Origin of the sequence: Nocardia sp. NPDC050713 (assembly GCF_040654315.1) — a bacterium.
Taxonomy (GTDB): Bacteria; Actinomycetota; Actinomycetes; order Mycobacteriales; family Mycobacteriaceae; genus Nocardia.
The window spans coordinates 70272-92856 of sequence record NZ_JBFAHS010000010.1 but is presented as its reverse complement, the minus strand read 5'-3'; the positions used below and the strand labels follow the sequence as shown (position 1 = coordinate 92856).

The window sequence follows — 22585 nt, the reverse complement described above, 5'->3', positions numbered from 1 at the left end:
CTAGTGGGAGCGAGGAACCGGACACCCATGCTTTCTCCCGGTGGCGCGGTGCGGCGCCGGAGACGAAAGGGCGACCGAATCCATGGCCTTCGCCGATTACCAGAACGAGATCTACCTGCGCGGCCTCGGCGGGGTACAGCCCGCGCTGCCGATGTCCTTCGACGAGCTGGAGGCCGCGGCGCAGGCGGCATTGCCGCCCTCGGTCTGGTCGTACGTGGCGGGCGGGGCCGGTGACGAACGCACGCAGCGCGCCAACGTGACCGCGTTCGACCAGTGGGGCCTTGTGCCGCGGATGTTCGTCGGCGCGTCCGAGCGCGACCTCACGGTGGAGCTGTTCGGGATGACCTGGCCCGCACCGGTTTTCCTCGCGCCGATCGGTGTGATCGGCCTGTGCGCCCAGGACGGGCACGGCGATCTGGCGACCGCCCGCGCCGCGGCGCGCACCGGCGTCCCGATGGTGGCATCGACTCTCTCGGTGGATCCGCTGGAGCAGGTGGCGGCCGAATTGGGTGATACGCCAGGCCTTTTCCAGCTGTACACGCCCACCGACCGCGATCTCGCCGCGAGTCTGGTGAAGCGGGCCGAGGAGGCGGGGTACAAGGGCATCGTCGTCACGCTCGACACCTGGATCACCGGCTGGCGCCCGCGCGATCTCGGCACCTCGAATTTCCCCCAACTGCGCGGGCACTGTCTGGCGAACTATTTCACCGATCCGGTGTTCCGCGCGGGTCTGCCCGGCCCGCCGGAAGAGCACCTCCAGGCCGCCGTGCTGCGCTGGGTCCAGCTCTTCGGCAATCCGCTCACCTGGGCCGACCTGCCGTGGCTGCGCGAACTCACCACGCTGCCGCTGATCGTGAAGGGCATCTGTCATCCCGACGACGCGCGCCGCGCGAAAGACGGTGGCGTGGACGGCATCTACTGCTCCAACCACGGCGGCCGCCAAGCCAACGGCGGCCTGCCCGCCCTCGACATGCTCGCCGAGGTGGTCGACGCGGCCGACGGGCTGCCGGTGCTGTTCGACTCCGGCGTTCGCGGCGGCGACGACATCGTCAAGGCGCTGGCCCTGGGTGCGGCAGCGGTCGGCATCGGCAGGCCCTACGCCTACGGTCTCGCGCTCGGCGGCGCCGACGGCATCGTGCACGTGCTGCGCGCGCTGCTCGCCGAGGCCGACCTGATCATGGCCGTCGACGGCTACCGCGACCTCTCCGAGCTGACCAGGGACGCACTGCGCCGAGTCGCGGTCTGACCCAGCCCTTGACTTCAGGTCGACCTGAACTCGCACGCTGAGGGTCGACCTGGAGGAAGGGATGAAATGACCCGGTTCGGAGAACAGGAAAGCCGCGGCTACGACCGGCGCGCCACCAAACTGCTCGGCGGGCTGTACCGGCATATCGCCGACGAGGTGGCCGCGTCCACCGGGACGGGCGAGGCGGTGCTCGACGTGGGGACCGGCCCCGGCCTGCTGCTGGCCCACCTCGCGCGCAGACGACCCGATCTGCTGTTGCACGGGGTGGACCTCTCGCCGCACATGATCGCGCACGCCCGGACCAATCTTGCCGACCACGAGGTCGAACTGTCCGTGGGTGACGTCGGCGCACTTCCCCACCCGGACAACAGTTTCGACGTCGTCGTCTCCAGCCTGAGCATGCACGAGTGGCCGGATCCGGTCGCGGCGGCGGCCGAGCTCGAGCGGGTGCTTCGTCCGCGCGGAACGCTGGCGCTCTACGACTTCCGTTTCGTCCGGGACGCGTCCATGCGCACCGCGTTGGGCGCGCGTTTCGCCGAGCCGACGGTGCGCAGGAGGGTCGTGCGCCCGCGCGGATACCCCTTCGGGCTGTACGCGCAGTGGACCGCACGCGCGGCCTGACGGGCACGGCGGTACGACACCCGTTGTCGACTTAGAGTGCTGGTATGTCCGATTCCGGATTGACGATCGGCGAGCTGGCCGCGCGGTTCGGCCTGGCCACGCACGTGCTGCGGCACTGGGAGGATCTCGGTCTGCTCGCGCCGCGCCGCGATTCCGGCGGTCGCCGGGTCTATCGCGCCGACGACGCCGAGACGGTGGCCGTCATCCTGCTCGGCAAACGGGTCGGGCTGACCTTGGCCGAGATCGCCCGGCTTTTCGAGAGTGCCGCGGACCGCGACACGCGCCGCGAGCTGCTGCGCGCGCACCGCGATCAGCTGGCCGCGCGGATCGCCGCCGCCACCGCGGCGCTGAACACGATCGACCACGCATTGGATTGCGGCGCATCGGATTTCCGCTCCTGTCCGCATTTCCGCGGCAAGGTGGACGAGGCGCTGCGGCTCGGCGTCGACGGGGTGGCGGCCCACCCCGTCGACATTCCGTTCAGCGGGCGGTGACCGTGGTCGGCAGACTGGCGAAGCCGCGGTTGTTGGAGGAGTGAATGCGACGCAGGTTCGCGGCGTCGATGTCGTAGTCGGCGATCGTGCCGATGATCTCCTCCAGCGCGACGCGCAGTTCCAGCTGGGCGAGGTTCGCGCCGAGGCAGTGGTGGCGTCCGCTGCCGAAGGACAGTGTGGCGCCCGTGTCGCGGTCCAGGTCGAAAGTGTCTGGATCGGTGAAGATCTCGGGATCGCGGTTGGCCGAGGCGGTCAGCAGCAGGATGCGCGCACCGGCCGGGATGTCGACGCCGTGCAACGAGATCGGTTCGGTGGTGCTGCGCAGCTGGGTCTGGGTGGCGGGTTCGTAGCGCATGCCCTCGGCGATCCACTCGTCGATGCGCCCGCCGAAGGCCTCGCGGCGCCGGTCGGGGTGCTGCCACGCGACGTGCCAGAGGTTGCCCAGCGTGAGCATGGTGGTCTCGATGCCCGCGCCGACCAGCAGGATCAGCACGCCCACGATCTCCTCGGGGGTCAGCCGGTCGTCGCCGTCGGCGGCGTCGAGCAGGCCGGAGAGCAGGTCGTCGCGGCGGGTCTTGCTCCGTTCGATGGTCAGCTCGGTGTAGTAGCCGACCAGGGTCCCGATGGCCTGCACCGCTTCCGGGCGCAGATCGGTGGATTCCTCGTCGGTGTACATGATCTCCATGCCCAGCTTGCGGATCATGTCGCGATCCGCTTCCGGGACGCCGACCAGTTCGGAGATCACATCGGTGGGGAACGGACCCGCGAAATCGGCCATCAGGTCGAAACTTTCGCGTTCCAGCAGTGGCTGCCACAGCCCGCGCGCGATCTCCCGTAGTCGGGGCTGCAATTCCTGCACCCGGCGATTGGTGAACGCGCGGGCCACCAGGCCGCGCAGTCGAGTGTGCTTGGGCGGGTCCATCGCGACGAAGGAGAAGAACCGTTCGGCCTGCGGTCCCCAGAACGCGGGCTCCATCCGCAGTCCGTTGACGCTGGAGAAACGGTCCGAATCACGCAGTGCCGCAACGATATCGGCGTATCGGGAGAAAGCGTAGAAATCGTCGGCCGGGTTGTGGAAGACCGGCGCCTCCGCGCGTAGCCTTGCGTAGTACGGATAGGGATCGCGGTGGACGTCGAAATCGTACGGGCTGTACTGCAACTGCATGACGGAGCCTTCCGGGGGCCGTGCGAGTTTCACCCTCGCTACCGGTTCGCAACTCGAGCTGACATGATGACCCTAGTCGAGATGAATTGAGGGCGTGGTGAACTCGGAATCGGCGGCAGCCAGGGTGGATATCAGCAAACCTCACCCCGCGCGCCGGTACGACTACTGGCTCGGCGGGAAGGACAATTTTCCGGCGGATCGAGAGTCGGCCGACGCGGTGGCCGAGGGCTTTCCGACGGTGCGGCTCGCGGCCGTGGAGAACCGCAACTTCTTGCGCCGCGCGGTGACGTACCTGGCCGCGGAGACGGGTATCCGGCAGTTCCTGGACATCGGCACCGGTCTGCCCACCGCGGGCAACGTCCACGAGATCGCGCAGGGCATCGCACCCGAATCGCGAATCGTCTACGTGGACAACGACCCGATCGTGCTCGTGCACGCCCGCACGCTGCTGAACAGCTCGCCCGAAGGCGCGACCGCCTACCTCGACGCCGACCTGCGCGACCCCGACCGGATCCTGACCCACCCGGATCTCACCGCCACCCTCGATCTCACCCAGCCGGTCGCGTTGATGCTGGTGGCCGTCATGCACTTCATCACCGACGACGAGGCGCCCTACGGCTTGGTGCGTCAGCTCTGCGAGGCGCTGCCCTCCGGCAGCTACCTGGTGATGACCCACGGCACCAACGATCACCTCACCGACGAGGATCTCGCCGAGACGAAACTGGCCAACGAGCGCAGCGGCGTTCCCTTCCAATTGCGCTCGACGGCCGAGTTCCGCCAATTCTTCACCGGTTTCGGTCTGGTGCCCCCCGGCATCGGCTCGGTGATGACCTGGCGTCCGGAAGTCTGGCGCGCGCATCCCCGCCCCGAGGCCGTCTCGATGCTCGGCGCCGTCGCTCGCATCCCCTGACGCACGCTCTGCTTTTGCGAGCCGTGCGGTGAGTTCGCGCCAGTGGACGCCGTCAGGTGGCGCGGCGGGCGCGGGCGCGGCGCTTGCCTTCGTGCATGGCTTGGACGCGGGCGATCGGGATGGTGTGGCCTTCGGCGACGAGATCTTCGGGGAGAGTTTGGGGCGCGGGCATATCCTCGGTCCACGGGTCGCGGTCGCCGAGGCGCTCGGGAGCGGTGCGCAGGGTGAAATCGGTCGGGTTCGCGTCGGCGAGGTCGGCCCAGCCGATCGGGAAGGAGACCGGGACGCCGGGGCGAATGCGGGGGCTGTAGGCCGCGACGACGGTCGCGCCGCCGGAGCGGGTGGAATCGAGGAAGACCTTCCCCTCGCGGTCCTCGCGGATGAACGCCGTGGTTGCCAGGTCGGGGTCGAGGCGCTCGGCGCGGGCCGCGATCGCCCGGGTGGCCGCGGCGGCGTCCTCGCTATCGGTGCCCGCGGCGACGGGAACGAACACGTGAACCCCCTTGGCGCCGCTGGTTTTCACCGCGCCCGCCAGGCCGTCGGCGGCCAAGGCCGCGCGGATCAGCTCGGCGCCGAGCACCGCATGGCGAAAAGTCTGCCCCGGTGAGGGGTCGAGATCGAGGACCAGGTGGGTGGGGCCGGTGGAGTGGTCGGCGAGCAGCAGCGTCGGGTGGTATTCGACGGCCCGTTGATTGCCGAACCACAGCAGGGTGCGCACGTCGTCACCGAGGGCGTAGGTGACCTCGCGGCGCGCGCTCTCGGCCCACAGCGTCACCCGCGGCACCCACTCCGGCGTGTACTTGGGCAGGTTCTTCTGCATGAACGGTTCCTGCCCCGGCCGGATCCGCACCACCGAAAGCGGGCGGTCGCGCAGCTGACGCACCAGCCGGTCGCCGACGAACTCCAGGTAGTCGATCAGATCCCGTTTGGTCGCCGACGCACCGTCGAAGAGCGGCTTGTCCAGATTCGTCAGCGTGACGCCCGCGCGCACCTCTTCGCTGCCCATCGGCCCACCTTGCCCCGCGGTCTCGGCGCGGTCAACCCCGGACTCTCGAGGTCATCATTTCTCCGAGGGGTTCGCGGGACGGCACTCGATCGATGTTCCAGAGGGCGCACGCCGACGAGGTAGTGAGCCAATTTCCTTGACAGCAAATGTCATTGAAAATGGCACATCCGCCGCCCCCATACGGGAACGGCGGATGGCAAGATCAATTACGGCAAATTCACTGCAATGAACCCCTAGGCGCCGGTACGTCGCGGCTCAAAGGGAATCAGGACCACCGAAGCAGTGATCGACCGAGATCGAATCAGGCAGCGGGCTCGGCAGGCGCGGCGGGCTGGGCCAGCTCACGAGCGCCGGTGAGCGCCTCGATGATGTTGACGATGGCAGAGGTGCCGCCGTCGAAGGCCGAGCTGCCCGAGTCGAGCATGCTCGAACCGGCGGACGAACCGGCCGAACCGGTGGACGAACCAGCGGAGCCGGACTCGGCGGAGCCGGTGGCGGAACCGGTGAAGCCGGTGGAATCGTCGGCGGAGGCGACCGCGACGGGGCCGAGGAACATGGTGGCAGCGACAGCGGCGGCACCGGCGGCGGCGAAGGTCTTGCGAGAGAACATGTGTGGGGCTTTCCTTTCACGGACTGGTTCGTCACGCCAGCGGCGCGCACCAGCAACGTTATGGAAAAGAGATCTATAAATCCAGTTTCGTGATTGTGCGAATTATCACCGTTAATAATTGGCTAACAGACTGTTTTACCAAGGTAACGCAGCCGTCCATCAACTAGAAGTCGACTCCAGCGAAAATGCGGCGATCCACTTATAGAAACGATCTTGTCAATTCTCAGAATATCGACAAATCGACCTTTCGGGGGGCGGGCGCGAATATCGACCAGATGGCGTATTGCCCAGCGGCACGGCCGATCTCGCGGTGTGGCTTCGATCCCGGCGCGGCCCGGTGCGGCGCGACCGGAGTGCGCCGACGGTCATCGACCGGTGCGCTGAGGTGCGTTCCGGCCTGATCCAAGGGCCACGGTGGCGCACGGCGCGGATGCGAGACACACTCGTGACCATGAGTTCGATGTCCTGGCGACCCAGCGCGACGGCGGGCCCGGCGTGACCGCGTTGGCCCGCGGCGAGAACCGGCCCGCACCCGGCGACCGGATGACCGTCACCGTCACCTGCACCGCGCCCGTCGACGTGTCCGCGCTGCTGCTGAACGCGGCGGGCCGGGTGCGCTCCGACGGCGATTTCGTCTTCTTCAACCAACCCGTCGGGCCTGGCGTCACCTATCGGCACGGCCGCGGCGCGGGCGACATGGTCGACGTGCAGACCTCCGCGCTGCCCGCTGACGTGGACAAAGTCGTCGTGACCGCCAGCCTGGACGGCAGCGGCCCGCCCACCTTCGCGGGGGCGGGCTCGCTCACCGCGACGATCGGATCCGATTCGGGCACGATCACTTTCCCGATGACCGGCCTCAGCACCGAGACCGCCGTGGTGTGCGTGGAGATCTACCGCCGCGGCGGCGCGTGGAAGATCCGAGCCGTCGGCCAGGGCTACGACGACGGGCTGGCCGGGATCGCCAGGGCGTTCGGTGTGAACGTCGACGACGAACCCGCACCGCCACCCGCCGCGTCCCAGGCCGCGCCGTCGCCCACCGCGCCGCAGGCCGCTCCGCCACCGGCGTATCCAGCCGCTCCCCCACCAGCATCCGGCGGCTACGGCACCCCGGCTGCGGGCACCGCGTACGGCCCGTCGACCACGCCCCCGGCGTACCCCGCCGCACCCCCACCGTCAGGTGCCTACAGCGCCCCGACCTCGGGCGCCGGATACGGTCCAACCCCGCCTCCGGCGTACCCGAACGCCCCGGCGTACGGCTCACCGCAACCCGCGAGCCCCGCTTACCCTCCGCCCGGCGCGGTACCTCCCCCGCCGATGTCGACACCCCAGCAAGGAGCGCTGCCGATGCAGAGCGATCTGTTCAACCCGAGTCACGCCGAGGTCAACGGCGTCGGCATCCAGAAGCAGGGCGGCAAGATGGTCAAGGTCGGCCTGGCGGGCGAGGTCATGGCTCGCGCCGGGTCGATGGTCGCCTATCAGGGTGACTTGCAGTTCCAGGCGCTGGGCTCCGGCGGCATCGGCCGCGCCATCCAGCAGCGGCTGACCGGTGAGGGCGTTCCGCTGATGAAGGTCTCCGGCCGCGGCGACCTGTTCCTGGCCAGCGCCGCCGCCGACGTGCACATCATCGATCTGGACGGCAGCGACGGCCTGACCATCAACGGCGCCAACGTGCTCGCCTTCGATTCGACGCTGCGCTACGACATCAAGATGGTGCAGGGCGCGGCCGGATTCGCGAGCAACGCAGGCCTTTTCAACTGCGTGTTCACCGGACGGGGCCGGATCGCCATCACCACCCACGGCACCCCGGTGGTGCTGAATGTCGACCAGCCGACCTACGCCGATCCGCAGGCGGCGGTGGCGTGGTCGTCGAGCTTGCAGACGGGTATCAAGCGCAACGACTCGTTCGGTCTGGGCAGGCTGATCGGCCGCAGCACAGGAGAAGGTCTGACGCTGGCGTTCTCGGGTCGCGGCTTCGTCATCGTGCAGCCTTCGGAACTGCCACCCGGCGGGCTGCTCGGCGGCACCGGTGGCGGGCAGCAGGCGGGACAAAGCGGCGGCATGCTGGGCGGCCTGTTCGGCTGACGGCGCACCTCCGCCTTCGCTCCGGCCACCTGGACCGCGCCTGCGTCGAGAGCCGTCAGACCCGTCGGCTCTCGGCCTCGAGCTGGACGAGAGCCTGTCGCACCTGGTCGACCTTGGACTCGATGCGTTCCAGATCCTCCGCGTCGGCACGAAAGATCCAGTGCTTGGCCCCCAGCAACAGCACGGCCTGGAAGACGAGCTGCAACCACTCGCTCTGCCAGTTCTCGAACGTGCTGGACAGGAAGTCCGACCAGAACTCGCCCCACACGAAGGGCTGCTGATGCGCCGACTGCGCGTGGCGGAAGTCGGCGAGCTGGGTGAAGAACTGCCCGAGCCAGGACCCGGCAAACAGCAGTATCAGGACGTACACCGCGCCCCACCGTCTGAAGTGCGCCATGACCCGGCGGTACCCACCGAACGCCCGAGTTAACGGCGGGCAACGGTCGGCGTAGCTCGGCCGGTCCTGGCCGCCGCGCGCATCGGACGCGAGCGCGGCGGCCCGGCGGCCGACCTCGACACGCTCACAACAGCAGCGGTCTCCGCTGCTCCGCCAGCGTCGCCCACACGACCTTGCCGACCGGCCAGCGCGGCGCGCAACCCCACGCCCGCGCCAGCGAGGCCACCACGTGCAAACCGAACCGGGCCGGATGCCCGGCGGCCGGTTCGCGCAACATCGCCTCTTGCGGATCGGCGTCGGCCACCGCGATCGTGAGCGACCCGCCCTGGCATTCCAGGCGCAGGAGCAGCTCGCCGAAGGCGTGCAGCAGCGCGTTCTCCACCAGTTCGGTGGCGACCAGCAGCGCGTCCGTGCGGACCGGGCCGACCTCCCAGCGATCGCACATGCGGGTGACGAACCGTCGGGCGTGCATCGAGGAGACCGTGCTCGGCGCCAGCTCGATCGCCGCCTCGCGCCGCGACGGCGCTTGCGGCAGGGCCCGCAGCGCGTCCTCGATGGACGGGAACGTCGGCACCCGGTGCCTGGCCGCGACGGTCGCCGTCGGGTTCGCCAGCCCGGCGGCCACCAGCACGATCGGCACGTGCGGCCAGTCGCTGACTCGCACCCGGGCGGACGCGCACGCCGTGGCCACCGCGTCCTCGACCAGATCGAGATCGTCGACCACCACGATCACCGCGCGCGGGCGGTCGACGGCGTATCGCACCAGGTCGTCGCCGAATCGGCGATATCCGTCCCAGTCCAGCACTCCGCTCGGCCGGAGCACCGTGCAACCAGCCAATTCGGAAGGGCGCCAAAGCAGTGCGCCGCGACGGAACCCGGACATTTGCCCTCCATCCGCCCCACGCCGGTCGGCGGCGCGCGGGCGGTGGCCTATCCCGCTCACGCCGTCGCCAGCTGCGCCTGCCACATCCAGTGCAGCTGCTCGAGGCGCGCGGCGATCTCGATGAACAGATCCTGGGTGACCGGATCGGCCTTCTCCGTGGCGTCGATCCGCTCGCGCAGCCGGGAGATCACCGCGGTCAGGTTGCCGACCACCGCGTCGATGACCTCGGAATCCTGCTGCCAGCCGTCGGGAAAGCCGATCGCGCCGGACTTCTCGGCTACGGTCGCCGCCCGGCCGTCCGGGCTCACCCCGACCGCGGTGGCGCGCTCGGCGGCCGAATCGGTGAACTCGCGTGCCGCGGTCACCAGTTCGTCCAGTGCCAGATGTACCGAGCGGAAGTTCCGGCCGATCACGTTCCAGTGCGCCTGCTTGGCGATCAACGAGAGGTCGATCAGATCGACCACGGTGGCGCGCAGGGTCTCGCCGGCGATGCGCTGCTGTTCCGGATCGAGGGTGCTCGTGATGGGCTGAGTCATCGCTCATGCCTTTCTCGTCGTCGGTCCGTGTCAACGACGGGCTACCCAGCTTCGCAGCGTCGAATCGGACCGGCGGCCCTCAGTCCGGCGCGATGCGTTGGTGCAACGTGAGCAACAGGTGATCGAACGCGGTCTGCACCCCGGGGCGCACCGGCGGCAGCGTGCTCAGTTCGGCCAAGAGCTGCGCGGCGAGAGTGCGTAGTTTGACGTTGGTCTCCTGGGATCGCCACCGCAAGACCCGGAAAGCCTGATCGGCGTTGATGCTGTACACGCTCATCAGGATGCCCTTGGCCTGCTCGATCACCGCGCGGGCCTCGAACAGCTCGGGCAGTGCCTCGTCCAGGGCCTCCCTGCGTTGCTCGTCGATGGCGTCGGTGAGATCGATGTAGTAGCCCGCGGTGCCGAGGGGGTGGCCCGCGTCGTCGGTCATCATGTCGCCGAGCACAAGCACGGGATGGACCCGGCCGGTCGTGTCGACGATTCTGTGTCTGCTGCAGAACGGCGCGGCGTTGCGCTGCGCGTTGGCGATGGCGTCGGCGACGAGTTCGCGGTCGGCGGGATGCTTGTGCGAGAGCAACAGCTGGGTGGTCGGCGTGACGCTGCCTGGGGTGTACCCGTACATCAGGGCAACCTCGTCGGACCACTCCCAGCGCTGGTCGGCGAACCAGAAGCGGAAAGTCCCGGCGACCTGCGGACGACCCACGCTCACCACGTGCGCGACCACGCCCGCCGGGGTCTCCGGGGTTAGTTCACCCATGTCCGTCACGGAACAAGTATGCCCTTTGCCAGGCCAACCCCGACCTCGACAGCAAACTGTTGGCATCCAGGTTTCTCGCCCGGCGGGCCGGGCACCCGTTGGGCATGGACGACAACGCGAAGCGCCCGCACACCACGGTCACAGAGAGCGATCTGCGCGAGTTGCTCGGGGCGGGCGCCGACGCCTGCCTGGTGCTGCTCGAGGGTCGCGTCGAGATAGCCGAGGGCTCCGCGCAAGGTCTGACCATCGCGACACGGGACGAGGTCGCGGGTCGCGCCGGAGCCGATCCGGACCGGACCAAGCTGGGCGAGCTGGCAGCGGAACTCTCCAGCGAGATCCGGCTCCAGGGAGCCTGAGACGCGCCCGTTTTCCGCCGAGCGCCGCGCGGTCGGCGGCGGAGAGTCGCGCCCGATCCGATGTACCGTGATTTATGGGCGTGTCTCGGCGGCAGCTGTTGCGGTTCGGCGCGGCGGGATCGGCCGCGGTACTCGTCGGCGCGTCGGCGGCCAGCAGCGGGCGGTTCCGCACACCGCGCTGGTCGGCGGATCCGTTCACGCTCGGAGTGGCTTCGGGCGATCCGACTCCGGACGGCGTCGTCCTGTGGACCCGGCTGGCGCCGGACCCGTTCGCGCCGGACGGCCACGGCGGCATGATGAATCACCCGGTGACGGTCGACTACGAGGTCGCCGACGACGAACTCTTCCACCGGGTGGTGGCCCGCGGTTCGGCCGTCGCCACCCGAGAACTCGCGCACAGTGTGCATCCGGAGATCAACGGACTCGCGCCGGATCGCTGGTACTACTACCGGTTTCGCGCCGGCTCGGTGATCTCGCCGATCGGGCGCACCCGCACCGCGCCGCCGCACGGGCAGCCGACCGCGCGCATGCGCTTCGCCTTCGCCTCCTGCCAGTCGTGGAGCTCCGGCTATTACACCGCCTACGAGCACCTCGCCCAGGAAGATCTCGACCTGGTCGTGCACCTCGGCGACTACATCTACGAGCGCGCGTGGGTGCAAGGCCGCCAAGGACTTTCGCTGGGCACGGAGTTCCAGGACGAGGCCGTCGACCTGCCGACCTATCGGCTGCGCTACGCGCTGTACAAGGCCGAGCAGCCACTGCGTGACGCGCACGCCGCGTTCCCGTGGCTGGTCACCATGGACGATCACGAGGTCGACAACAACTGGGCGGCGGGTTCTCCGGGCCTCGGCATCGACATCCATATGATTCCCGCGCTGTTCCGCCGCCGTCGCGCCGCCGCCTTCCAGGCGATGTACGAACACCAGCCGCTGCGGCTCGCGCAGCTGCCGCGCGGCTCCGGCATGCACCTGCACCGCCGCTACCGGTTCGGCGATCTCGCGGAGATCACCATGCTCGACACCAGGCAGTACCGGACGCCGCAGGCCTGCGGCGGCAACGTCACCGCGGGCTGTGCCGACCGCTTCGATCCAGACCGCACCATTCTGGGTGCCGCGCAACGTGATTGGCTGCTCGACGGCTTCGCGTCCTCGCCCGCGCGCTGGCAGATCGTCGGCAACCAGGTGGGCATGAGCCAGACCGACAGCGATCCCGGACCGGATCTGGCAGTCTCCACCGACTCGTGGGACGGCTACGTGGCCGATCGCAACACCGTGCTCGGCGCGGCGACGGACCGCGGCGTACGCAACCTGGTGGTGATCACCGGCGACCGGCACCAGAACCACGCGGCCCACCTGCGCCGCGACTACGCCGATCCCGAATCACCGGTGGTCGCTTCGGAATTCACGGGCACCTCGATCACCAGCGGGGGCGACGGCGCGGACATGAACGACACCGGACGGCGACTGCTCGCCGCCAATCCCGATCTCGAGTTCTTCAACGCGCAGCGCGGCTACGTCCGCGTCGAACTCGATCACGGTTTGTGGCGCAACGACTTCCGTGTCGTGCCGTACATCCGCCGCCAGGGCGCGACCATCCACACCCGCGCGAGTTTCGTCGTGCAGGACGGGGTGCCCGGTGTCCGGGAAGCGTGGCGGCCGGAGGCTCCTGTGGAGCCGGTGCCCGGTTCCGACATCGTCGCGGGACCTACCCGAGGAACGCGCTGAACCTCAGCGGTGCGCGGCGTCGTACCAGTGGCGCGGTATCGACCAATCCCACTGCTCCGCAACGGTGTCCGCGGCGAGCCATTCGTTGTGGCAGCGGGTGGAACCGCCGACGCTCGCGCCGTACAGCAGCAGTCCGCGCAACAGGTGCCGCGACAGGGTGGACAGGCGCCGCCGCATCGTCACCTCCTCGCTGGTGAAGGTCGGTAGGGCCGAATTCGGGCCAGAATACGTGCGGGCGTTGGCCCGCGGAGGCGAAATCGGCGATCGCGGCCGCCCGCCGATCAGCCGAGGACGAGCGCGGTGACCGGTGTCGTCGTCGGCAGCGGCGACCCGCCGGGCGGTTCGATCGTCATCGCCAGGGCGTCCGTGGGTTGGAACCGGGTGACGAACGGCGCGTCCGGTGTCGGCAGCTGCGCGAGAACCCCGACCGAGCGCGGCGGACCCTCGGGCGGCACCAGCCACAGCTGATAGGACCGCCCCTGCTCGGGCGCGGGCACCCCGTCGAAGGTCACCGTCGCGGCGCCCAGTTGCGCGGAGGTGGTCACCAGTAGCGTCCCGCCGCCCTCGACCGTCGCGGCGCGGGTCCTGGTGTCGGCTTGTTCCTGCACCAGCTGGGCCGTGATGTCGGGGCTGGTTTGGACCGTGTCACGGCCGAGCAAGACTGCCGCGCCCGCCCCCACGCCCACCGCGACGACCAGCGCGGCGGCCGCCGCCAGCCATCGCGGCCCTGTGCGGCGCAGGCCGCCTACGGCGGGACCGTCGATGGCGGCCAGGATCGTCGCCTCCAGTTCGGCGGGCGGCGCGACGCTGTCGACCACCGTCATCGCCGCCAACGTCTCGCGGACGCCGCGGACGGTGTCGTCGAAGGCCGCGGCGGTGGCCGCGTCCGCGGCGTCGACACGTTGTTCGATGATCGCGCGCTCGCGGTCGGTGACAGCGTCCATCGCATAGGGGAAAGCCAGGTCGAGCAGTTCCGGGTCGGGGGACTCGGCGTCGATCAACTGGATTCACCTCCGGTCAGGCAGGTCGCGAGTCGCCGCAGTCCGTCGCGGATGCGGCTTTTGACGGTGGGCAGTGGGACATCGAGCTGATCGGCGACCTCGCGGTAGGTGCGCCCGCTGTAGTAGGCCAGCGCGAGGGCTTCGCGCTGCATGGTCGTCAGGGTCCGCAGGCATTCGAGCACGGATTGCTCGTCCAGGCGCTGGCCGACCTCCTCGGCGACGATGTCGTGATCCCGGCCCAGGTGGCTGTGGCCGTACACGATGTCTCGATCGGCCGTGGACTGCTCGGCGCGGACGCGATCGACCGCGCGCCGGTGCGTGAGCATCATCAGCCAGCCGATGGGGCTGGCCCGATTGCGGTCGTACGTCGCGGCCGTCGACCACGCCTGGAGGTACACCTCCTGGGTGATCTCCTCGGCCGCGGCCCTGCTGCGCGCGATGCGCATCGCGAGGCCGAAGACGCGGTAGCTGGTCGAGCGGTAGAAGTCGGTGAAGGCTTCCCGGTCGCCGTCGCCCACGGCGGCCAGCAGGTCCGCGAGCCAGCGGCTGCGTTCGGCCGCCGTGTCCTGGTCGCGCGGGTAGCACTGCGGCGCCGTCCTGTTCGCCGCCGAGTACCGGCGCAACCGGATGATGCCGCGTTCGTCCGCGTCATCCGACATGCTTCGACCTTTCCCGCATAAGAGGTGCTTCGCTGCGGATCGGAATTCGGATGGGTTTTTCAGGACGGATTCCGGCCTGACTGGGTAGACTGACCTACCTAATTGGAGGTGAGGCATGGAAGCATCCGGTCAGCGGCGCCGACCGGCGCGAGAGCGTCTGCTGGAGGCGGCGGCGCGGCGCTTCTACGCCGACGGCGTGGCGGCGACCGGGATCGACACCATCACCGCCGATGCGGGCGTCGCGAAGATGAGCCTGTACAACAACTTCGCGTCGAAGGCCGAGCTCGTGCGGGCCTATCTGGACGCCCGCCACGAGGAATGGCTCGGGCTGTACCGAGCGCGGCTCGCGCGTGCCGAGGGTCCGGCCGGGGGCGTGCTGGCGATCTTCGACTCCTACGCCGATCACGCGGCCTTGGCGTACGAGAACGGCTTCCGCGGGTGCGGGCTGCTGAACGCGGCGGCGGAACTACCGGCCGGGGACGAAGGCCGTGCGGTGGTGCGCCGCCACAAGGAAGAGGTGGAGTCGCTGCTGCGGGGCCACCTCGAGCACTTGCTTCCCGGGCGTGGCGAGGACGCGCGGGTGCTGGCCGAGCACCTGTCGTTTCTGTTGGAAGGAGCGATAGCGCGAGCCGGGCTGGAAGGTGAGGGCGCTCGCTTGGACCGTGCGCGAGCGATCGCCGCCGGACTGCTGGACAAGTTGTGAATCGTGCCGAGTTGGCGGCGGTCTGTGATGAGCCGTGCCCTGGTTCGGAAGCGGGCCGCTCAGCGTGGATCGGTGCGGGTTGGCGCCGCGTGTGGGCACACCGGCATCACTGTTCGGGCGCACTCGCGGTGTCGAGCAGCGACAGCGGGGGTTGGCGGTCATGAGCCGCGCCGTGATTCGGGCGCGCGCCGCACAGCGCGGGTCGGTACAGGTGGGTGCCGTGTGCGTGCTCGCGGCGTCGCTGCTGTGGGCCACCACCGGTACGGCGGCGAGCTTCGCGCCCGGTGTGGGGCCGCTGGCCATCGGGGCGATGGCCATGGGTGTCGGCGGCCTGCTACAGGCGTTGCTGGCCGCGCGGCCGATCGCTCGCCAGGCACAACAGCTGCGCGACCGGGGTGGCACCGTGCTCGTTGGCGCGGTCTCGGTGGCTCTCTACCCTTTGGCGTTCTACAGCTCGATGCGGCTGGCCGGGGTGGCGGTGGGCACCGCGGTCTCGGTCGGCATGGCGCCGCTGGCCTCGGCCCTGATCGAGCGGGTGGCCGACCGGCGAAAGCTCACGCGCCGTTGGCAATTCGGCGCGGCACTGGGCCTGCTTGGGACGGTGTCGATCTGCGCGGCCGAAGCCACCGGGACTAGCCGCGCGGCGGGGCCGGATTCGGCCGGGGCCGCCACGCTCGGCGTCGTGCTCGGTTTGCTCGCCGCTTCGACCTACGCGGTGTACTCCTGGGCGGCCCATCGCCTGATCACCGGCGGAATCGGTGCCCGCGCGTCGATGGGCGCGGTCTTCGGCCTGGGCGGGCTGAGTTTGGTTCCCGTCCTGATCGCCACCGGCGGACCTCTCGTCGGCTCGTGGGGTAATGCCGCGGTAGGCGCGTACATGGCGGTGGTGCCGATGTTCGCCGGGTACGTCCTCTTCGGGTGGGGGCTCGCGCATGTCTCCGCGAGCACGGCGACCACCCTGTCGCTGCTCGAACCGGCCGGTGCGGCGGTGCTGGCGGTGTTGGTAGTCGGGGAACGCCTGCCTGTTCTCGGTTGGTTCGGCATCGCCCTGGTCTTGGGGTGCCTGGCCGTCCTCACCCTGCCGGTCGCATCGGCCTCCATACCCCAGAATCGGGGGCGGCAGCATTCAGGTCGTGTGAAGGACCGAATCGCCACGAATACTTCGCGCCCATGATGAGAAAGACCCTCGCAGGATTCGCCCTTGCCGCCGCGCTCGTCGTCCCGGCTGGATCGGTGTCCGCCGCATCGCATTCGGAACCCGCTTCCGTGGCGGACAGCGGCTCGGCTTCCACCGGATCGGCCACCCAGTCCCTGTGCCTGCTGCTGCGGATGTTGCGGGCGGGGTATGTCGACAGCTCCGGCGGCGGGCCTGCCTGCACGTTCCCGTGAACGGCGTTGCGTCCGCACGTCTGTTCGGCCATCGGGCAGGTTCAGTCGAGCCTGCCCGTAGCTGGGGGCGCGAGCGACATAACCCGGGCAGGTCGGCGGCCTCGGCGGTAGCCTCTGTGGTGGGCACGAAAGCGTGTTCTCGACAGTTCTTTTCGAAGTCCGGGGGATGTGCGGGGGCAGGTAGCTGTCTACATCGTCGCCTTCGGCCGCGCAGGGAGGCACCCCGTGATCGACGAGAGACCTTGCACCGCAGCGATATCCATCGATCCGCTGGTACGCGATCTCGACGGTGAGACCGAACGGCTGCGAGCCGCGGGCCCGCTCGCTCGGATCGAGCTGCTCGGCGTGCCCGCCTGGAGCGTCACGGAACACGCGGTGGCCCGCAAACTTCTCACCGACCCGCGCTTGGTCAAAGACATCGATGCGTGGTCGCTGTGGACCTCCGGAACGGTGACCAGGCAGTGGCCGCTCATCGGCATGATCGACACCGGTCGTTCGATGTTCACGGTGGACGGCGCCGAACACCGGCGGTTGCGGATCAAGACCACCCAGGCGTTGACCGCACGCCGCTTGGACGCGCTGCGGCCCGCCATCGAACGGCTCACCGAGGAACTGCTCGACGATCTGGACGCTGCCGGCCGCGACGGGGTGGTCGTCGACCTGAAGGCGCTGTTCGCGTATCCGCTGCCGATGCGCGTCATCAGCGAACTGATGGGCGTCGATCGTGCCGATCACCCGATGCTGCTCGCCTGGTACAAGGCGTTCTTCTCCCTGCTCACTCCGCAGGACGAGCGGCTGCGCGTCATCGACGAATTGGACTCCTATTTCACGGATTTGGTGCGCAACAAGACCGCGTCGCCCACCGACGACCTCACCAGCGCCTTCATCCTCGCCGACGACGGCGGCGAACCGCTCACCGAGGAAGAGGTCGTCGGCAACCTGAAGGCGCTCGTCGCCGCGGGCCACGAAACCACCGTCGGCCTGCTCTTGAATACGTTGCGAGCCTTACTGACTCACCCCGAGCACCTCAGCCGTCTCCGCGACGGCGACCTCGAATGGAAATCCGCCATCGAGGAAACCCTCCGCTGGGACACCCCGGTCACCCACTTGCTGATGCGCTTCGCCACCGAGGACATCCCCGTCGCCGACACCGTCATCCCCAAGGGCGACGGCGTCGTCCTTTCCTACCGCGCCATCGGCCGCGACACCACCCTGCACGGCCCCGACGCCGACACGTTCGACCCCACCCGCCCAACCTCCCACCGCCACACCGCTTTCGGCCACGGCCCGCACATCTGCCCCGGCGCCGCCCTCGCCCGCCTCGAAGCCACCATCGCCCTCCCCGCCCTCCTCACCCGCTTCCCCACCCTCGCCTTGGCCGTCCCGGTCGAGGAGATCCACAATCTCCCCGTCCTCACCCAAAACGACCTGGAATCCTTCCCAGTGCGCTGGTGAGCCCTTACCGCCCCGCCACCGGATTCGGCAACACCGCACGCTCGCGGCCTGACCCGGACCGCCGGTCTGCCGACCATTCGGAACGGGAAACACCTCGGCCTCCCGGTGCTGGGGCACGGGAGGCCGAGGTGGTGGGGCTGTTCAAAGGTTTCGCTAGAACCTTCCGGTTCGGCGTCCGCGGGATCCACCACTCAACACCCCGAGGACGATGCCTCCGATGAGGGCGATCGCCCCCAGGATGCCCAGGGCGATGGGGAGGGTTTGGCCGAAGAGGGTGAGTCTGTCGAGGCTCTCCTGGGTGACGGCCAGCTGGGCATCGATGGTCTTCTCGTCGAAGACGAGGTGGGACTTGAGGGCCGTGACGTCGACCTGCCCCGCGCTGCGACCGTAGAACAGGTGGATCTGCTCGCCGCCCTTGAGGACCGCGCCGGTCTTCGGCTCGACCCACACGTCGCGGGTGTTGGTGTAGAAGCGGGTCATCGTGACCGGCTCCTCGCCCTCGAGGCCCCACTTGGCGGCGGGGAGGGTGAGCTTGTTGGTCGGCGCCTGCACGACGTCCCACATGTTCGTGACCGGGATCGTCTGGCGGAAGTGATAGACCGGCACGCCCTTGATCTCGGTCTCGTCGACGTACTCGATGTCGTAGGTGGCGCGGGCGTTGAGATCGAAGTAGGGGTAGGACTTCTTCTCGGTGCCGATCGGGAAGCGGTACTGCAGACCGGCGCGCTGCGACGGGTCGGCCACCGACGCGCCCGACTTGTCGACGGAGACGGCGATGGAACCGTTGGGGGACACCGGGATCGGCTCGCCCGTCTTGCGGTCGATGGTGACGCGGTCGATCGAGGCGGTGAGCAGACCGGTGTCGCCCTCGCGGTCGTCACGACGCAGCGTCTGGCCCGCCTGCACCGTCATCTGGTCGGCGTCGGACGGCTCTTCGACGGTGAGGAAGCGCTGCGAGACGATCGGCACATTGGTGTCGACCCTGGCCGAGCCCTCGGGAGAGGTGAGCGACTTCGAGTCCAGCACAAGGCTTTCCTCGCCGGGAACGTTCTTCGCGATCGTGGTGATCCGCAGGTCCAGCGGCGTCTTGGCCACTTTGCCGACGGTGTAGTTGGGAATCATGACCGCTGCCACGAGCAGCAGCGCGCCGAGGCCGACGAGGAAGCAGGCGATGGTCCTGCGCCCGTTGCTCATCGGCTGCCGTACGGCGTGTTGGCCAGCGACGAACCGGGGTCGACGGTCGTCTCGGGCGCCGGGATCGAATTCTGTTGCACGCCAGTGGTGACGCCCAGCACGGCGACCACCCCCAAGGTCGCGCCGGTCAGCCCGCTGACCAAGCCGGAAACGGCAAACTTCATAGATCGAACTCCAATACGTTGCGTCGACTCAGGCGACGGTGAAGAACCCTAGGGTCGGCGCGAAGGTGCAGGTACGAGCGCCGGAATCGGCGGTCGTGGTGGTGAGCGAGCCGGAGATCACCGCGGCGACGCGGCCCGAGCCGGTGTCGGCGAGGGCCGACAGCGTGGCGGGACCGTCGGCGTTGAGCTCCGACTCGTTGGTGAGCGGCTGGACACCCGAACGACGGTTGTCGAGGTTGACCCACTGCACGGTCAGCGGCGGATTTTGCACGGCCGCAGGGGATTTGGTGCCCAGCGCGGTGAAGACGAAGCCGGTCTGGCCTGCCTTGGGTCCCGGCGGCGGCAGTTCGGCCGGACCGGGAACGGCCAGCGCGGCGCCGACCGAATCGGAGGTCGGTCCGATGCAGCCCTTGCCGATGGTCGGGTAGAGGAACTGGGAGATTCGCGGACCGTCCGACGGCGGGAGCTCGGGGCCACCGCCACCGCTACCGTCGAGGAAGGTGATGACCCTTTCCAGGGTCGCCTTGACCTGCGGGGGGATGCCGGGTGTCGCGAGCAGTGCGCGCGCCTGGGCGAGGATCGCGGCTTTTCCGCCGTCGGCGATGGGGGCGGGCGCGGAGATGGCGCTGACGATCGTCGGCGCCAGCGCGGCCAGCGCCTCGGAGGGAACGTTCTCTCCGATCGCCGGAACGGCCTGCTGTGCCGGGGCCGGCCGTGGCGCGGCCATGGTCGGCGTCGGTGCGACGAGTGCGGCACTCGCCGTCAATACGAGAGCAGACAGAGCGGTCCGCGATCCTCGGGTGGGCAGCATTGGTCAGCCGTCCTTCTTTCTGTGAGATAGGTGGAGCAACCCGGAAAGGTCAGTGCGATCCCGGGCCACGCGCTCCTTCGCCGAGGTGCGCGGCGGTCGAGCCGAACGGTCGACGGTTCGGCTCGATGGGTGGGACGGACGCCGCGAAAGCGAGCCCACGTCCCGCGCGGGTGAGGTGACCGGCCGTACCCGACATCGTCGACAACGGCGCGGAATCGATCGTGGACATCTGGACTTCCTTCCCGCCGCTGCTCGAGCCCCAGCGCACCATGATGAAACCGCATCCGACCCGTCTCGAGCTAGTGATTCGTGCGATCTAGAAAGCCGTTGGCAATACTTTGTGAAACGTCACAGTCGCCTCCGATCTACTGGCGGGTACGAGCCGGCACTGGTTGGTCCGGGCGTCGACAACCCCCGACCGCGCGGCGAACACCCAGCTCAACCGGCATCGCCGACGCCGTACGACCAGCGGGAACCGCACTGGGAACGTTCACAACGCCCTCGCGTCCAGCCGACGGCCGACAGCCGAGCGGACCCCGACTCGGTGACCTCGGCGACCCGCCGCCGGACGACGCGCACCGGCCGGTGTTGCCGCCAGCGCGAGCGCACCCGCGGGCGCGTGTGGCGGGCCGCGGCGTTTCCGGGAGTCGGGCGCCGCTGGCGGCGATGCGACCATTGAGCATCGTTTCGTTCGCTGTGCGAGACTGCACTGGTGGCCGAGACCGCTGATCTAGTTACCAACGTTTCCGACACCGCCCGTTGGGTGGCCGCCTTCCGAGCTGTCGAATCCGCCCGTCCCGACGCTCTTTTCCACGATCCCCTCGCCGACCGGGTCGCCGGCGAGCGGGGACGCGCCATCGCCGGCCGCACCCCGCTCTTGATGCACAACGGCTGGAATCTGGTCACCCGCACCAAACTCATCGATGACCTGATCATGAAGACCATCGAGCAGGGCTGCGATCGGGTGATCAATATGGCCGCGGGTATGGATACCCGCCCCTATCGACTGGATCTGCCCGCCGAATTCCCCTGGATAGAGGCCGATCTCCCCGGCTTGATCGAGCAGAAGAACGAGCTGCTGGCCGGAGAGTCGCCGCGCTGCGCGCTCACCCGAACGGCGGTGGACCTCGCCGATCCCGAGGCGCGGAGCAAGTTCCTCGACGAGGCGCTCGCGGGTGCGCAGCGGGCGCTGGTCCTCACCGAAGGTCTGGTCTACTACCTCACCGAAGACGACGTCACCAGCTTGGCCACCGCACTGGCTCGTCCTGAAATCGGTTGGTGGGCATTGGATGTCAACAACGAGGCGCTTGTGCAGCGGATGAGCAAGGCCACCACCGATCTGCTGGCCAACGCCCCGTGGCACTTCGGTCCGGTCGATCCGCTGCGTTTTTTCGCCGACCTCGACTGGACCGCCGACGAGGTGGAACCTTTGGTCTCGGCGGCGCACCGGTACCACCGGCTGCCCTGGTTCATGAAGCCGGTGACGCTCTTCCCGCAGCCGGATCCACGCAAGCCGCTGAAAAGCACTTGGAAGCCTTGGAGTTCGGTGGTGCGGCTCAGGCACACCCCGTCGAGCCGCTAGCTCTGGTCCTCGAGGCGCGCCACCGCGGGCACCCCGCGGTGGCGCGTATCCATGCCGTAACGAAAGGCTTACCGCCCCATGGGTAATAGCTGGCTACGTCGACTGTCCCCCTCTCCCGGGGATGGCTCGCACAAGTTGTTCTGCTTTCCGCACGCCGGCGGCTCCGCCATCTCTTTCGGACCATTGGCCAAGTGCATGGGACCGGAATACGACGTTCTCGCCGTCCAGTACCCCGGACGGCAAGACAGACGGCAGGAACCGCTCGTGGACAACATCGCGGACCTCGTCGACGGCGTGCTTCCCGAGCTGAGAGAAGCGGTCCAGGATGCGGAGACCTTCTCCATATTCGGCCACAGCATGGGATCTGTCGTTGCCTTCGAGGCTTGCAGACGGCTCGAGCGCGAATTGGGAAGGAGCCCGAGAGTCCTGTTCGCCTCCGGTCGGCGCGCCCCTTCGGCGCCGCAATCCGGGCGCACGCACCTGATGAGCGATCGAGAACTCGCCGATCACTTGGTGCGGTTCGGCGGCACACCGCCGGTATTGCTCGAGGATCCCGAGTTCCGGGAAATCGTCTTGTCGATCGTCAGAAACGACTACCGAGCCATCGAGACCTATCGGTGCGCGCCGGACGCGATAGTCGGTTGCCCCATCGTCGCGATGGTCGGCGATCGTGACCCCGATGCGAGTCTCGCCGAGATCCAGGTATGGGGCTCGCACACGTCTGGAAGCTTCTTCGCGAAATCCTTTCCGGGCGGCCATTTCTTCATCGATTCGAACGGCCGTCCGATAGCAGAGCTGATCCGCGATCATTGCGCTCGAGCGCTGTCTAGCTGATCCCGC

General features: G+C 68.8%; 27 protein-coding genes. 13 read left to right on the top strand and 14 right to left on the bottom strand.

The features are described 5' to 3' along the window. The first annotated feature begins 82 nt into the window (after positions 1-82). The 3 genes from AB0H49_RS19455 (at position 83) to AB0H49_RS19445 (ending at position 2361) form a co-directional block, all read left to right on the top strand. Positions 83-1246, top strand: a complete 1164-nt coding sequence (locus AB0H49_RS19455) for an alpha-hydroxy-acid oxidizing protein (RefSeq protein ID WP_354999098.1) — start codon at positions 83-85, stop codon at positions 1244-1246. Positions 1247-1312: 66 nt separating this feature from the next. Continuing rightward, positions 1313-1867 (top strand): class I SAM-dependent methyltransferase, encoded by a 555-nt coding sequence (locus tag AB0H49_RS19450; RefSeq protein WP_357253243.1) that lies wholly within the window; start codon positions 1313-1315, stop codon positions 1865-1867. A gap of 44 nt (positions 1868-1911) precedes the next feature. Next, a complete protein-coding gene (locus AB0H49_RS19445; protein ID WP_357253241.1) occupies positions 1912-2361 on the top strand; it encodes a MerR family transcriptional regulator in 450 nt (149 codons plus the stop codon). On the opposite strand, the gene AB0H49_RS19440 is transcribed toward AB0H49_RS19445, so the two are convergent. Next, positions 2348-3526, bottom strand: a complete 1179-nt coding sequence (locus AB0H49_RS19440) for a cytochrome P450 (protein ID WP_354999095.1) — start codon at positions 3524-3526, stop codon at positions 2348-2350. The two genes, AB0H49_RS19445 and AB0H49_RS19440, sit on opposite strands and share 14 nt — an antisense overlap. Before the next feature lie 97 nt (positions 3527-3623). On the opposite strand from AB0H49_RS19440, the gene AB0H49_RS19435 reads away from it, so the two are divergent. Next, positions 3624-4436, top strand: coding sequence for an SAM-dependent methyltransferase (locus AB0H49_RS19435; protein WP_357253239.1), 813 nt, complete (start codon positions 3624-3626; stop codon positions 4434-4436). A 52-nt stretch (positions 4437-4488) separates the two neighbouring features. Here the strand turns inward: AB0H49_RS19435 and AB0H49_RS19430 are convergent, their stop codons facing one another. After that, positions 4489-5442: an ATP-dependent DNA ligase gene (locus tag AB0H49_RS19430; protein ID WP_357253237.1), complete on the bottom strand. Its 954-nt coding sequence runs from the start codon at positions 5440-5442 to the stop codon at positions 4489-4491. Positions 5443-5743: 301 nt separating this feature from the next. After that, a complete protein-coding gene (locus AB0H49_RS19425) occupies positions 5744-6052 on the bottom strand; it encodes a hypothetical protein (RefSeq protein ID WP_354999092.1) in 309 nt (102 codons plus the stop codon). 495 nt (positions 6053-6547) lie between these two features. Between AB0H49_RS19425 and AB0H49_RS19420 the strand changes: the two genes are divergently transcribed. Then, positions 6548-8134 (top strand): AIM24 family protein, encoded by a 1587-nt coding sequence (locus AB0H49_RS19420; RefSeq protein WP_357253234.1) that lies wholly within the window; start codon positions 6548-6550, stop codon positions 8132-8134. Positions 8135-8189: 55 nt separating this feature from the next. Here the strand turns inward: AB0H49_RS19420 and AB0H49_RS19415 are convergent, their stop codons facing one another. From AB0H49_RS19415 to AB0H49_RS19400, 4 genes are all read right to left on the bottom strand, one after another. After that, positions 8190-8531, bottom strand: coding sequence for a DUF6766 family protein (locus AB0H49_RS19415; protein WP_354999091.1), 342 nt, complete (start codon positions 8529-8531; stop codon positions 8190-8192). A gap of 124 nt (positions 8532-8655) precedes the next feature. After that, on the bottom strand, positions 8656-9414 hold the full coding sequence (locus tag AB0H49_RS19410) for an ATP-binding protein (protein WP_357253232.1): 759 nt from the start codon (positions 9412-9414) through the stop codon (positions 8656-8658). Between the two features lie 56 nt (positions 9415-9470). Continuing rightward, positions 9471-9950 carry a DNA starvation/stationary phase protection protein gene (locus tag AB0H49_RS19405; RefSeq protein WP_354999089.1) on the bottom strand — a complete coding sequence of 160 codons (480 nt, stop codon included), beginning with the start codon at positions 9948-9950 and terminating at the stop codon, positions 9471-9473. A 79-nt stretch (positions 9951-10029) separates the two neighbouring features. Continuing rightward, entirely contained in the window at positions 10030-10707 is a 678-nt protein-coding gene (locus tag AB0H49_RS19400; RefSeq protein WP_357253475.1) for a PAS and ANTAR domain-containing protein, read from the bottom strand. Positions 10708-10811: 104 nt separating this feature from the next. Here AB0H49_RS19400 and AB0H49_RS19395 point away from each other — a divergent pair, with 104 nt between their 5' ends. Next, a complete protein-coding gene (locus tag AB0H49_RS19395; protein ID WP_354999087.1) occupies positions 10812-11063 on the top strand; it encodes a hypothetical protein in 252 nt (83 codons plus the stop codon). 74 nt (positions 11064-11137) lie between these two features. Next, positions 11138-12787 (top strand): alkaline phosphatase D family protein, encoded by a 1650-nt coding sequence (locus tag AB0H49_RS19390; protein WP_354999086.1) that lies wholly within the window; start codon positions 11138-11140, stop codon positions 12785-12787. Between the two features lie 3 nt (positions 12788-12790). On the opposite strand, the gene AB0H49_RS19385 is transcribed toward AB0H49_RS19390, so the two are convergent. The 3 genes from AB0H49_RS19385 to sigK form a co-directional block, all read right to left on the bottom strand. Then, positions 12791-12964, bottom strand: a complete 174-nt coding sequence (locus AB0H49_RS19385; RefSeq protein WP_357253230.1) for a hypothetical protein — start codon at positions 12962-12964, stop codon at positions 12791-12793. A gap of 104 nt (positions 12965-13068) precedes the next feature. After that, a complete protein-coding gene (locus AB0H49_RS19380) occupies positions 13069-13788 on the bottom strand; it encodes an anti-sigma factor (protein WP_357253228.1) in 720 nt (239 codons plus the stop codon). Continuing rightward, entirely contained in the window at positions 13785-14447 is a 663-nt protein-coding gene (gene sigK, locus AB0H49_RS19375) for an ECF RNA polymerase sigma factor SigK (RefSeq protein WP_357253226.1), read from the bottom strand. Before sigK ends, AB0H49_RS19380 begins: the two co-directional genes overlap by 4 nt. Before the next feature lie 115 nt (positions 14448-14562). Here sigK and AB0H49_RS19370 point away from each other — a divergent pair, with 115 nt between their 5' ends. From AB0H49_RS19370 to AB0H49_RS19355, 4 genes are all read left to right on the top strand, one after another. Next, positions 14563-15150 (top strand): TetR/AcrR family transcriptional regulator, encoded by a 588-nt coding sequence (locus AB0H49_RS19370; protein WP_357253224.1) that lies wholly within the window; start codon positions 14563-14565, stop codon positions 15148-15150. A 160-nt stretch (positions 15151-15310) separates the two neighbouring features. Continuing rightward, entirely contained in the window at positions 15311-16324 is a 1014-nt protein-coding gene (locus AB0H49_RS19365; protein WP_357253223.1) for an EamA family transporter, read from the top strand. After that, the gene (locus AB0H49_RS19360; RefSeq protein WP_357253221.1) at positions 16321-16539 is read left to right on the top strand and encodes a hypothetical protein; all 219 of its coding nucleotides are present in this window, start codon (positions 16321-16323) and stop codon (positions 16537-16539) included. Before AB0H49_RS19365 ends, AB0H49_RS19360 begins: the two co-directional genes overlap by 4 nt. A 225-nt stretch (positions 16540-16764) precedes the next feature. Beyond that, the gene (locus AB0H49_RS19355) at positions 16765-17994 is read left to right on the top strand and encodes a cytochrome P450 (protein ID WP_357253219.1); all 1230 of its coding nucleotides are present in this window, start codon (positions 16765-16767) and stop codon (positions 17992-17994) included. Positions 17995-18147: 153 nt separating this feature from the next. Here the strand turns inward: AB0H49_RS19355 and AB0H49_RS19350 are convergent, their stop codons facing one another. The 4 genes from AB0H49_RS19350 to AB0H49_RS19335 are packed head-to-tail and all read right to left on the bottom strand — an operon-like array spanning position 18148 to position 20392. Next, entirely contained in the window at positions 18148-19188 is a 1041-nt protein-coding gene (locus AB0H49_RS19350; RefSeq protein ID WP_357253217.1) for a DUF3068 domain-containing protein, read from the bottom strand. After that, complete coding sequence (locus AB0H49_RS19345; RefSeq protein ID WP_354999076.1) at positions 19185-19352, bottom strand: DUF2613 domain-containing protein; 168 nt, start codon at positions 19350-19352, stop codon at positions 19185-19187. Before AB0H49_RS19345 ends, AB0H49_RS19350 begins: the two co-directional genes overlap by 4 nt. A gap of 28 nt (positions 19353-19380) precedes the next feature. Next, positions 19381-20163: a hypothetical protein gene (locus tag AB0H49_RS19340; RefSeq protein ID WP_354999075.1), complete on the bottom strand. Its 783-nt coding sequence runs from the start codon at positions 20161-20163 to the stop codon at positions 19381-19383. Positions 20164-20212: 49 nt separating this feature from the next. After that, positions 20213-20392 carry a hypothetical protein gene (locus AB0H49_RS19335; protein ID WP_357253215.1) on the bottom strand — a complete coding sequence of 60 codons (180 nt, stop codon included), beginning with the start codon at positions 20390-20392 and terminating at the stop codon, positions 20213-20215. 483 nt (positions 20393-20875) lie between these two features. On the opposite strand from AB0H49_RS19335, the gene AB0H49_RS19330 reads away from it, so the two are divergent. Together AB0H49_RS19330 and AB0H49_RS19325 are read left to right on the top strand one after the other, a co-directional pair. Further along, complete coding sequence (locus AB0H49_RS19330; protein ID WP_357253213.1) at positions 20876-21745, top strand: SAM-dependent methyltransferase; 870 nt, start codon at positions 20876-20878, stop codon at positions 21743-21745. A gap of 78 nt (positions 21746-21823) precedes the next feature. Further along, positions 21824-22579 (top strand): alpha/beta fold hydrolase, encoded by a 756-nt coding sequence (locus AB0H49_RS19325; RefSeq protein WP_357253211.1) that lies wholly within the window; start codon positions 21824-21826, stop codon positions 22577-22579. The last annotated feature ends 6 nt before the right edge of the window (positions 22580-22585 follow it).

Coding starts and splice junctions, on each gene's coding strand:
- AB0H49_RS19455 (WP_354999098.1), top strand. CDS start 83: ATGGCCTTCGCCGATTACCAGAACGAGATCTACCTGCGCGGCCTCGGC.
- AB0H49_RS19450 (WP_357253243.1), top strand. CDS start 1,313: ATGACCCGGTTCGGAGAACAGGAAAGCCGCGGCTACGACCGGCGCGCC.
- AB0H49_RS19445 (WP_357253241.1), top strand. CDS start 1,912: ATGTCCGATTCCGGATTGACGATCGGCGAGCTGGCCGCGCGGTTCGGC.
- AB0H49_RS19440 (WP_354999095.1), bottom strand. CDS start 3,526: ATGCAGTTGCAGTACAGCCCGTACGATTTCGACGTCCACCGCGATCCC.
- AB0H49_RS19430 (WP_357253237.1), bottom strand. CDS start 5,442: ATGGGCAGCGAAGAGGTGCGCGCGGGCGTCACGCTGACGAATCTGGAC.
- AB0H49_RS19425 (WP_354999092.1), bottom strand. CDS start 6,052: ATGTTCTCTCGCAAGACCTTCGCCGCCGCCGGTGCCGCCGCTGTCGCT.
- AB0H49_RS19415 (WP_354999091.1), bottom strand. CDS start 8,531: ATGGCGCACTTCAGACGGTGGGGCGCGGTGTACGTCCTGATACTGCTG.
- AB0H49_RS19410 (WP_357253232.1), bottom strand. CDS start 9,414: ATGTCCGGGTTCCGTCGCGGCGCACTGCTTTGGCGCCCTTCCGAATTG.
- AB0H49_RS19405 (WP_354999089.1), bottom strand. CDS start 9,950: ATGACTCAGCCCATCACGAGCACCCTCGATCCGGAACAGCAGCGCATC.
- AB0H49_RS19400 (WP_357253475.1), bottom strand. CDS start 10,707: ATGGGTGAACTAACCCCGGAGACCCCGGCGGGCGTGGTCGCGCACGTG.
- AB0H49_RS19395 (WP_354999087.1), top strand. CDS start 10,812: ATGGACGACAACGCGAAGCGCCCGCACACCACGGTCACAGAGAGCGAT.
- AB0H49_RS19390 (WP_354999086.1), top strand. CDS start 11,138: ATGGGCGTGTCTCGGCGGCAGCTGTTGCGGTTCGGCGCGGCGGGATCG.
- AB0H49_RS19385 (WP_357253230.1), bottom strand. CDS start 12,964: ATGCGGCGGCGCCTGTCCACCCTGTCGCGGCACCTGTTGCGCGGACTG.
- sigK (WP_357253226.1), bottom strand. CDS start 14,447: ATGTCGGATGACGCGGACGAACGCGGCATCATCCGGTTGCGCCGGTAC.
- AB0H49_RS19370 (WP_357253224.1), top strand. CDS start 14,563: ATGGAAGCATCCGGTCAGCGGCGCCGACCGGCGCGAGAGCGTCTGCTG.
- AB0H49_RS19365 (WP_357253223.1), top strand. CDS start 15,311: ATGAGCCGCGCCGTGATTCGGGCGCGCGCCGCACAGCGCGGGTCGGTA.
- AB0H49_RS19360 (WP_357253221.1), top strand. CDS start 16,321: ATGATGAGAAAGACCCTCGCAGGATTCGCCCTTGCCGCCGCGCTCGTC.
- AB0H49_RS19350 (WP_357253217.1), bottom strand. CDS start 19,188: ATGAGCAACGGGCGCAGGACCATCGCCTGCTTCCTCGTCGGCCTCGGC.
- AB0H49_RS19345 (WP_354999076.1), bottom strand. CDS start 19,352: ATGAAGTTTGCCGTTTCCGGCTTGGTCAGCGGGCTGACCGGCGCGACC.
- AB0H49_RS19340 (WP_354999075.1), bottom strand. CDS start 20,163: ATGCTGCCCACCCGAGGATCGCGGACCGCTCTGTCTGCTCTCGTATTG.
- AB0H49_RS19335 (WP_357253215.1), bottom strand. CDS start 20,392: ATGTCCACGATCGATTCCGCGCCGTTGTCGACGATGTCGGGTACGGCC.
- AB0H49_RS19325 (WP_357253211.1), top strand. CDS start 21,824: ATGGGTAATAGCTGGCTACGTCGACTGTCCCCCTCTCCCGGGGATGGC.